This window comes from Ulvibacter antarcticus (assembly GCF_003688405.1).
Lineage (GTDB): Bacteria > Bacteroidota > Bacteroidia > Flavobacteriales > Flavobacteriaceae > Ulvibacter > Ulvibacter antarcticus.
On record NZ_REFC01000011.1, the window covers coordinates 795086 to 805121 of the forward strand.

The 10036-nt window shown below is 37.1% G+C and carries 11 protein-coding genes; 5 read left to right on the forward strand and 6 right to left on the reverse strand.

The features are described from left to right. Positions 1-2: 2 nt before the first annotated feature. The 3 genes from BXY75_RS03820 to BXY75_RS03830 all read right to left on the reverse strand — a co-directional run bounded on the left by BXY75_RS03820 (position 3) and on the right by BXY75_RS03830 (position 3366). Entirely contained in the window at positions 3-899 is an 897-nt protein-coding gene (locus BXY75_RS03820; RefSeq protein WP_121906363.1) for a metallophosphoesterase family protein, read from the reverse strand. 117 nt (positions 900-1016) lie between these two features. Further along, complete coding sequence (locus tag BXY75_RS03825; protein ID WP_121906364.1) at positions 1017-2195, reverse strand: acyl-CoA dehydrogenase family protein; 1179 nt, start codon at positions 2193-2195, stop codon at positions 1017-1019. An 88-nt stretch (positions 2196-2283) separates the two neighbouring features. Continuing rightward, positions 2284-3366 carry an SRPBCC family protein gene (locus BXY75_RS03830; RefSeq protein WP_121906365.1) on the reverse strand — a complete coding sequence of 361 codons (1083 nt, stop codon included), beginning with the start codon at positions 3364-3366 and terminating at the stop codon, positions 2284-2286. Positions 3367-3434: 68 nt separating this feature from the next. On the opposite strand from BXY75_RS03830, the gene BXY75_RS03835 reads away from it, so the two are divergent. Then, positions 3435-4751 carry an amino acid permease gene (locus BXY75_RS03835; RefSeq protein WP_121906366.1) on the forward strand — a complete coding sequence of 439 codons (1317 nt, stop codon included), beginning with the start codon at positions 3435-3437 and terminating at the stop codon, positions 4749-4751. Then, positions 4748-5626, forward strand: a complete 879-nt coding sequence (locus tag BXY75_RS03840; protein WP_121906367.1) for a dimethylarginine dimethylaminohydrolase family protein — start codon at positions 4748-4750, stop codon at positions 5624-5626. Before BXY75_RS03835 ends, BXY75_RS03840 begins: the two co-directional genes overlap by 4 nt. On the opposite strand, the gene BXY75_RS03845 is transcribed toward BXY75_RS03840, so the two are convergent. From BXY75_RS03845 to BXY75_RS03855, 3 genes are read right to left on the reverse strand one after another with little or no spacing between them, the layout of a single operon-like run. Beyond that, positions 5627-6340 carry a tRNA1(Val) (adenine(37)-N6)-methyltransferase gene (locus tag BXY75_RS03845; protein ID WP_121906368.1) on the reverse strand — a complete coding sequence of 238 codons (714 nt, stop codon included), beginning with the start codon at positions 6338-6340 and terminating at the stop codon, positions 5627-5629. Between the two features lies 1 nt (position 6341). Further along, the gene (gene rimM / locus BXY75_RS03850; RefSeq protein WP_121906369.1) at positions 6342-6866 is read right to left on the reverse strand and encodes a ribosome maturation factor RimM; all 525 of its coding nucleotides are present in this window, start codon (positions 6864-6866) and stop codon (positions 6342-6344) included. An 11-nt stretch (positions 6867-6877) separates the two neighbouring features. Next, entirely contained in the window at positions 6878-7471 is a 594-nt protein-coding gene (locus tag BXY75_RS03855; protein ID WP_121906370.1) for a 30S ribosomal protein S16, read from the reverse strand. A 131-nt stretch (positions 7472-7602) separates the two neighbouring features. Here BXY75_RS03855 and BXY75_RS03860 point away from each other — a divergent pair, with 131 nt between their 5' ends. From BXY75_RS03860 to BXY75_RS03870, 3 genes are all read left to right on the forward strand, one after another. Further along, positions 7603-8418, forward strand: a complete 816-nt coding sequence (locus BXY75_RS03860) for a DUF6252 family protein (RefSeq protein ID WP_121906371.1) — start codon at positions 7603-7605, stop codon at positions 8416-8418. Positions 8419-8544: 126 nt separating this feature from the next. Continuing rightward, complete coding sequence (locus BXY75_RS03865; RefSeq protein ID WP_147437220.1) at positions 8545-9009, forward strand: DUF6252 family protein; 465 nt, start codon at positions 8545-8547, stop codon at positions 9007-9009. Positions 9010-9275: 266 nt separating this feature from the next. After that, a complete protein-coding gene (locus BXY75_RS03870) occupies positions 9276-9728 on the forward strand; it encodes a ferritin-like domain-containing protein (protein ID WP_317125239.1) in 453 nt (150 codons plus the stop codon). Positions 9729-10036 lie beyond the last annotated feature (308 nt).

Sequence of the window (10036 nt, forward strand, 5' to 3'; positions counted from 1 at the left end):
ACTTATTCCGTTTTATAATTTACTAATTTTTGAGGTCCTTCAAGTAGAACCCTTATAACTTTTAAAGTGCCGTCTTCACTGGTAGCAATTTGCCATTTGATCAAAGAAATTGCGCCGTTTTCTATTTCTAAACCAGTAATACTTCTTGGATGTACACAGCTTCCATCGTTAAAGTATGCAATCTCGCCAGGTTCCGGGAAACGAGGTCTGTGTGTATGTCCGGTAATGGTAAATATATTCTTATTATTAATAATCCATTTTTTAGTTCTTCTTTCAACCTTGATCAATTCGGTATAATTCCTTGCGGGACTTGTAGGGTCACTTATGCCAAAAACCTGAAGCTGCCTCCAGAGTGCACGTACCATAAAACGATTAAACTTCCAACCTTTATAATTCATCCAATCGGCTTGATGGCCATGCATAAAAAATAATTCTTGTTTGGATTCTTCATGTTCGAGAACCAAACCTTCTGTAAAGGTTATCCCAGGAAATAAGGGTTCATCTTGTCCTGTTACTTTGTTGAAATAGCTATATAGGTTTTTCTCAACAAAGCGCTGGTTTCTATATACCATATCGTGATTACCCACCACACGATATAAGCGATTTTCATTAAAAAAAAGGCGCATGAGGTCAAACACATTTTTGTGAGCTTCGAAGATAGATTTGAATGTGAGGTTTTCCCAAAGTTCGTCACCATCACCTATTTCACAATAGGTAAATCCATCGATAAAATAATGTCGAAGGGCATGATAATAAATATTTCTGTTGTTGGCGAAATCATCTGCAAAGCTATTATCCCCTCGATGACAATCACTGAAAATAATAAATTTGGAAGCATCGTTAAATGAAATGCGTCGCGCAGTTTCATATGCCCGACTTATCCTTTTTTGTGAAGACATAGGTTTTCTTTGTTTAAAGATACAATTTGACCCAATAATGCCAAACACCTTCCGAAGTTTAAGAACAAAAAAGGCTTCTCCGAGTAGAAGAAGCCTTTTAATACTAGTAGATTCTTTTTATTTAAAAGCGTTCAATCCGGTAATATCCATACCCGTAATTAAAAGATGAATATCGTGGGTTCCTTCATAAGTAATAACACTTTCTAGATTCATCATATGACGCATAATACTATATTCTCCTGTAATTCCCATAGCTCCCAGTATCTGTCTTGCTTCTCTGGCAATTTTCAAAGCCATATCAACATTGTTTCTTTTAGCCATTGAAATTTGTGCAGTTGTAGCCTTACCTTCATTTTTCAATTGTCCCAGTCTCAAGACCAACAATTGCGCTTTTGTAATCTCAGTGATCATTTCGGCCAGTTTCTTTTGTTGTAATTGAAATGCTCCAATTGGTTTTCCAAACTGAATTCTTTCTTTGGCATAACGTAAAGCAGTATCGTAACAGTCCATTGCAGCTCCAATAGCTCCCCAAGCAATTCCGTAGCGGGCAGAATCCAAACATCCTAATGGTGCTCCTAATCCTGATTTATTCGGCAATAAGTTTTCCTTCGGAATTTTTACATCCTGAAAAATAAGTTCTCCTGTCGCACTAGCACGTAACGACCATTTATTATGTGTTTCTGGCGTGCTGAATCCTTCCATTCCGCGTTCTACAACCAAGCCATGAATTCGGCCTTCTTCGTTTTTAGCCCAAACAACGGCTACATCACAAAAAGGAGAATTAGAAATCCATAATTTAGCTCCATTCAATAAATAATGGTCTCCCATATCTTTAAAGTTGGTTACCATGCCTCCCGGGTTAGACCCATGATCCGGCTCTGTTAATCCAAAAGATCCCATCCATTCTCCAGAAGCTAACTTAGGCAAGTATTTATTGCGTTGTGCTTCGTTACCGTATTTCCAAATAGGGTACATTACCAAAGATGACTGTACAGAAGCCGTAGATCGAACCCCACTATCTCCTCTTTCGATTTCCTGCATGATCAATCCGTAAGAGATCTGATCTAAGCCAGCACCGCCATATTCTTCAGGAATATATGGTCCGAAAGCTCCTATTTCTGCCAAGCCGGGAATAATGGATTTTGGAAACTCTGCATTTTGAGCTGCTTCTTCTATAATAGGAGAAACATCGCGTTTTACCCATGCACGAGCTGCATCTCTAATAAGTTTATGTTCTTCGGAAAGTAAATCGTCTATATTGTAATAATCGGGAGCTTCGAATAAATCTGGTTTCATCTTATTGGGTTTTTAATCGGCCCAAATTTAGGTATTGCCAACGAATAACCCATTTATTTCATTGAAAATCTTTTCCTTTTTTCGGAAACTATTTGTTTAAAAAGTCTGCCAACAAACGATGAAAATGATGTACTCCTTTTTCTCTGGTAGGTGAGAAACGTCCCGCTTTGTAAAATGCCGAATTTACCCCTCGTTGAACGTTCTCCACCACAAATTCGTCTTCACGTTCCACCTTTTCTAAAAGACTACCAGCACCTTTATCCATTTTTGAAGCATCATAAACATAGGTAATAAACGATACTTTTGTTCTTTGAAGTGACAAAGGTTTGACAATATTTACTGATAAACCCCAAGGATAAAAATTAAACATCATATTTGGGAAAACCCAATAGTAATAGGCAGCCACATTTTTTCCATGATCCGGATGCCCTTCCGGTAGATCGAATGTTTCGGTAGCATCGTCGGCATAACCAATCTGTAAATTACAATACTCGTATATTTCTGTGGTATAACTTCCGTAATCTAGCACATTGTTCAAGTCTTCGTGTACAAAGGGAACATGAAATCCTTCTAAATAATTATCACAATACAAGGCCCAATGCGCATGTACCAAATAATCCTTAGATAACGATTTGTTTTCTGTAAACTCTTCCAAGGGTAAAAAGCCAACTCTTTCGTTCATTTTTTTAATTACCTGCTCAAAATCGAAATGCGGATTCAATCCAGCAAATAAAAACGAACCCCATTTTTTCAAAGGAAATTTGTGGAGGTTATCACATGGTCTAGGAAAATCTTCTGCAGCTTCGAATTCGGGCATGCTTACAAAATTCCCGTTTAGATCAAATCGCCGACCGTGATACATACATACAAGTTTCTTAACTTTCCCTCCATTAAGTGCGACCAAATTACCTCTATGGGTACACACATTAGTTAGACAATTGATTTCATCTTCTTCATTCCGGGTTAGGAGCAAGGGTTCAGTAAGGTAGCCATCCAATAGTATAAAGGGATATACTGACTGTGCAAGAGGTACCAAATCTTCATTTCCAAGCCATTGCCAGGTTTTTAAGAAAACAGCGTCTTTCAAGGCGTCAAAAACTGTTTGATCTCTATAAAAAGAAGCTGGTAGCGTCTCTGCTTTTGTAATATCCGGGTCGATTGAAAACTTCATTAACTTTTAATTGTACATTTAGGTCTCAATAAATTTAAGTAATATAAAGTTAATCAGATGGATAATTCATGACTGAAGGCTCGAAACCTAAAAAAATTGGTCTCATTACAGCGACCTCCTTAGTCGTTGGTAATATGATTGGCTCTGGTATATTTGTGCTACCTGCTGCGCTCGCATCCTATGGAAGCATTAGTTTGTTGGGTTGGTTCTTTACTGCTGCAGGCGCCCTCATTCTAGCGAAAATATTTAGCAATTTCAGTAAAATTCTTAGAAGTAAAAGCGGCGGTCCTTATGTTTATTCCAGAGCGGGATTTGGTGATTTTATTGGCTTTTTGGTTGCTTGGGGTTATTGGATTTCTTGCTGGGTTGTTAATGCTGCAATTGCAGTTGCAATTGTTAGCGCATTGACAATTTTCTTTCCAATTCTGGAGACAAATTCAATATTGGCGGTCGTAATAGGATTGGCATTTATTTGGTTTTTTACCTGGATTAACTCAGAAGGAGTAAAAACTTCTGGGAAATTTCAAGTAGTAACGACTATATTAAAAGTAGTGCCGTTACTATTTGTTATTTTGTTCGGTGGATTCTTTTTTAGTCTTGATAATTTTCCTGAATTCAATACATCCAATCTAGGAGATTTTGATGCTTTTTCAACAGTTGGTGCTTTAACTTTATTCGCTTTTTTAGGATTAGAATGTGCGACAGTACCTGCGGCCAATGTAAAGGATCCAGAAAAAACAATCCCGAAAGCTACAATGCTGGGAACAACTATTTCGACCTTGATTTATATTTTGGGAACGGTGGTTTTATTTGGCATGTTACCAATAGAAAAACTGAGTACATCTCCTGCACCTTTCGCAGAAGCAGCGAAAATAATAGGAGGTGAATATGCAGGGTATTTTGTTGCAGGAGGTGCGGCAATCGCGGCAATTGGAGCTTTAAATGGATGGATTTTAATGATGGGGCAAATTCCAATGGCATCGGCGACGGACAAATTATTTCCTAGAATTTTTAAGAAAGAAAATAAAAATGGGGTTCCGATTGCCGGATTGGTTATCGGTAGCTTTTTGTCGTCCGTACTAATGTTAATGAATTATACAGAAGGTTTAGTAGAACAATTTGAGTTTATAGTATTGCTCACAACCCTCACTTGTCTTGTGCCATATTTGTTTACTGCCGCTTCATATGCGATGGTTGTCATTAACAAAAAGCTCTATGTTGGCTCGCCTGTATCAGTATTTGTGCTTTCAGGTCTTGGATTTGTATATTCCATGTGGGCCATTTATGGGTCTGGTAATGAGGCAGTGTTTTACGGCTTCTTATTATTGCTTTTGGGCATCCCGTTTTACGTATTAATGAAATGGAACAATAGAAAAGACTTATGAAAACAACGCATCATTCCGAATATTTAAAACTTCATTCACTTTTTATTAAACCTGCTAAGAATGCGTTTTTTTCGGAAGCCACCCTCCATGCTCAATGGGAGGAATTGAATTATTTAGAACAGCCCAAATTCAATTCAGCAATAGATGAATACAACATCTTTGAAGCGAAATTTTTAAAAGAGGATATTCAGATACATCATTTCCCAGCTGATGCAATGCTAACTATCGATTCAATCTATTGTCGGGATGCGTCAATCGCCACAGACTTCGGAATGATACTTTGCAATATGGGAAAGGCAGGGAGAAAAGGTGAGCCCGAAGTTCAAAAAGCAATTTATAAAAGTAAAAACATTCCTATTTTAGGTGAAATCAGATCGCCAGGTACTCTAGAAGGTGGTGATGTAGCCTGGTTGGATCAGAATACTCTTGCAGTAGGGCATACCTATAGAACGAATGAAGAAGGTATTTCCCAATTAAAAAATATGCTGGAACCAAAAGGCATAGAGGTCATCGTTGCAGAATTGCCTCATTTTAGGGGTGAGTCGGACGTATTTCATTTAATGTCTATTTTGAGTCCGGTAGATAAAGATTTGGCAGTTGTATATTCTCCATTAATGCCCATAAAATTTAGAAATGAACTTTTAAAACGAGGGTTTAAACTAGTTGAAGTCCCTGAAGACGAATTCGATTCTATGGGATGTAATGTATTGGCAATTTCTCCTCGAAAATGTATGATGGTTGCTGGAAATCCTAAAACGCAACAAAGACTTTTGGATGCTGGATGTTCGGTATTTGCCTATAAAGGCGAAGAAATTAGTGTAAAAGGGGGTGGTGGCCCAACTTGTTTAACCCGACCAATGCTTCGAAGTTTATGATCACATTTTCAGATAAAAATCTTTCACAAAATTTTTGTAGTCTTCAGTATACTTATGCCGCTCGATTTCGATAGTTAGGGATGAGATTTCTGTTGTTGTACTTCGGAAGGAAAAGCATATAAGACTTCTTTTTTCTTCGGAAGTAGCAGTGCCACGAACACGACAGATTCGGTTTGGGTATAATCCCGCTTCCGAAGCTAACGAAATAAAGTGTTCTTCTTCTTTCCTAGGAAGTATCAAAGCGAATTCTCCTTCTTTAGAAAGCAATGCGTGTACACAACCAATTAGGTGTTCAAAAGGCAGCGAATCTGTAAATCTTGCCATATCTCGAGCCTCACTTTCAGTTTTAAAATCTTCCGAATAGAAAGGAGGGTTCGAAATAATCAAATCATAGGTTTCGTCTATATCTGTAGCAAATTCCTGAGCGGAGGCATGATAACAATACAAACGATCTCCCCAGGGTGAGTTTTCAAAATTTTCGGTGCATTGTTCGAAAGCATCATTATCTATTTCGACGGCATCTATGGTTTCTGCAAAGCTGCGTTGTGCCATTTGTAAAGCTAATATACCTGTCCCGGCGCCTATATCTAGTATTTTTGAAGGATTGTTTTCCAAAGAAATCCAGGCACCAAGTAAAACGCTGTCGGTACCAATTTTCATGGCACAGCGGTCTTGTTCTATTGTGAATTCTTTAAATTGAAAAGGAAGAGACATATTAAAGGTACAGTTCGATCAAACCGTCGGGAACATCCAAAGAGATTTTTTTCACATCGCGATCAACATTTTTAATAAAAGTATCGATAACGGGAATTAGGATTTGCTTACCAGCTCTGTCTATTTCGAATAGTGCTTGAGAGGTAGCGTCGTTTACACCAGTAATTATACCTACCTCGCCAAAACTTTTATCTTCAACTGTAAATCCGATAATCTCATGATAGTAGAAACGATTTCCGGTAAGTTTAGGTAAAAAAGTAAGGGGCAAATAGAGGGCTGCACCCAAGAGTACATCTGCTTCTGCTTCGCTAGAAACATCTTCAAATTTGATACGTAATAGTAGCGATTTATGAAGTGAACTTTGTACAATAAAAAATGGAACCAGAATGTTGTGTTGTTCCACAAAAACTGATTCCATTTTGGTAAATAGTTTGGGTTCGTCCGTATCTAATTTTACGAGCAACTCCCCCTTAAAGCTGTATTTTTTTACGATTTTGCCTAAGTAGAAGCAATTCTCCTTTTGCATCGCTTAAAAAATTACTCTTTAGTTTCTTCTTTAGCTTCTTCAGCAGCTTGTTCAATTGGAGAACCTTCTGCAGCCGGAGCTTCTTCAGTTGTTGCTTCTGTTGCTTCAACAGCCTCACCTTCTTCGGCAGGAGTTTCTTCTACTTCAGGAGCAAGAGCAGCGGCAGCATCTGCAGCACGCTTTTCATTTACTGCTTTTTCAGCAGCCAATGCTTCAGCTTTCTCTTTTTCTTTAACATCAGAAAGTTTTGATTTCTTAGAATCAACAGTTTTTGCTTTTTCTTCTACCCAAGCATTGAATTTTTCTTCAGCTTGTTCTTCGGTTAATGCACCTTTACGAACACCACCAGCTAAATGATTTTTCATCATCGCTCCTTTATAAGAAAGGATTGCTCTTACAGTGTCTGTTGGTTGCGCTCCGTTTTGAAGCCATTTTACTGCTCCGTCCACGTCAAGTTCGATCTGTGCAGGGTTTACAGTTGGATTGTAGATACCTAATTTGTCAAGGTATTTACCATCTCTTTTTGAACGGGCATCGGCCGCTACGATCCAGTAAAAAGGTTTTCCTTTTTTACCGTGTCTTTGTAATCTAATTTTTACAGGCATATAATTAATTTTTGAGGTGCTCGACCTCGATTATAATTTAGCGTGCAAAGATACTATATTTTTTATTTGAAGCTCAACAGATTAAACTTTTTCTTTTACATTTGCTAAAACTCCCTAAGAATAAATATATTATGAAACGCCTGTTTTTTGTTTTTATAATTTCCATAGTAATTGTAGGTTGTGAAAATACTCAAGTTTACGACCCTGCTTTACAAGCGCAACTTGATAATGAATTATTTAGATCATTAGATGCCCAGGCAAAGGAAAATGAGGATGGTACCTATGTTATACAAGGTATCACACAGCATGAAACCCTTACTTTAAAGATTGCTACACTTCAGGTTGGCGAATATCAACTTGGAGGAACTTCTCCTAATTTTGCATCGTTCGAAAATTTTAATGGCGATACCTATTATACAAATCCGAATGGTGAAGGAAAAGTAACAATTTCAAGTTATGATCCGGCAGCTCGTATTGTAAGCGGGACGTTTAATTTTGTTGCTATAATTGAGGGAGTCGACACAATAGCTGTAAATAGTGGTGTCTTCTTTGAAGCTCCAATCCGTGTGCCTGAATTGGAAATTGATGATGATGATGAGCCAAATACAAATGCAGGAACTTTTGTTTCGTATATTAATGACAATCCGTTCAACCCGTTTAGTGTCTCTGCTGAAAGAGTTAGTAATGCGATTGTGATTAAAGGAAGCACTACAAACAGGGAGATTGTAATTAGACTGCCCTTGGATGTGGCTGCAGGAAATATAAGTTTACCTCACAATGGTTATTTTGCTTCATATGAAGACGGAGATGGAACAGAAACTGCAGTTTCCGGAAATATCATAGTATTCGAACATCTTCCAGCTTCAAATAAAGTTAAAGGTACCTTTTCATTTCAAACTGCAACAAAATCTATTTCTCTGGGGCAGTTTAATGTTTTCTATGAGTAAGTACTTGGTATAATTTCTATTAAAATTTAAAGCAAGTTCATTCGAATTGTTGCGTTTTGTCGAATTAATTTGCTTTTTGTCGATATATAGTGTAGGTTTGTTTCACCTACTTATACTATATATATTATGAAAAAGTTACTAGTCCTATTCTGTGCCTCAATTTTATTGATGTCATGTGAAAACACCGAAACCAATTCCCCAGCCCTACAAGCTAATGTTAAATCAGATTTTTTCAAAGCATTTTCTGCATCTGCCACCATGGATTCTGATGATTTATCACTCACTATTTCAGGCTTAACAGATAATCAAGGCATTGTATTATTTACGGAATGGCGTGGTCAGAAAACTTATAAACTAGGACCGGGTGCCAAAAGTTATGCAACTTTTACAGATACTGAGGGAACTTTTTACACAACAGATAGCGAAGGAAGTTCTGGTGAAATCACAATTACCGCGCGATCTGATCACCGTCAAGAAATTATTGGCGAATTTAATTTTACCGCAATTCGACCAGGTTTAGATACTGTTGTCGTGCATAACGGATTTTTCTATAAAGTTCCATTTAAATATGTGGATCCAATTAAGGATTAAAAATTTAAACACCAGTGTAAATCTTAAAAACTCCCAATCTTATATTGGGAGTTTTTTATTGGATATCGTTCAATTCACTTCATTATTCAGGTGATATTCAATCTAAAGCCGAATAAGGGTTAAACTTTGTTAAATAGTGCTAAGCTTCAGTTAAAAACTTTGTAAACACTAGTATTTACTGTAGTTTAAGATTGATCGAAAGAGGAAAGAGCAGAAGGTTCCAGTCGGTTTTTTAAAACTACATTCTGCATAATTAAATAGAAAAGATGATGAAGTATACAGAAAAAATGTCAAAAAGATTAAATGAATTACTTGAGAAAAATTACGATGCCGAAAAAGGGTATAAAAGAGCAGCTGAAATAGTTGACAATTCCAAATTGAAACAATTTTTTGAAAATCAGGCCCAATACAGAAACAAATTTGGGCATGAGTTAAAGACCGAAATTACGAACTTCGGTGAGACTCCTGAAAAAGGAACAAGTATAACGGCCGATGCCCACAGAGTTTGGATGAGCATAAAATCGACCTTTACGTCTAACGATGAAGAAGCAATTTTAAAAGAAGTTCAAAAAGGTGAATTAGCAGCTGTGGAAGAGTATAATGAAATTATTAACGATACTACGCTGCCTCCAACAACTAAAAGCATCCTTTCCAAACAACGTACGGGAATAGAAACCGCATTACAGAGCGTTAAGAACTTTGAAGTTATGGTTTCCTAATTCTTGAAACAATTACAAAATGCTATGAAAAAGAGAGACCGGATTAATTTCTGGTCTTTTTTTATTTGATGTTTTTTACCTTTTAATTTATTCACTTTTGAGATGGAAGGATCGAGAACAATTTTTACCTATCAGAATTTGTATTTATGTGAACAACTCTTCACAACTTTACACGCTAAAAACCCTCATCTTTTTTATTTTTACTTTCTGCCTCCGACGATCCGCTTTTGGCGGCGAGAGGAAGGCATTTAATGGGTATTTCAGCTTATTTAGAAATTCCGCAACTACTTTTTAGTTTAAACAAATTA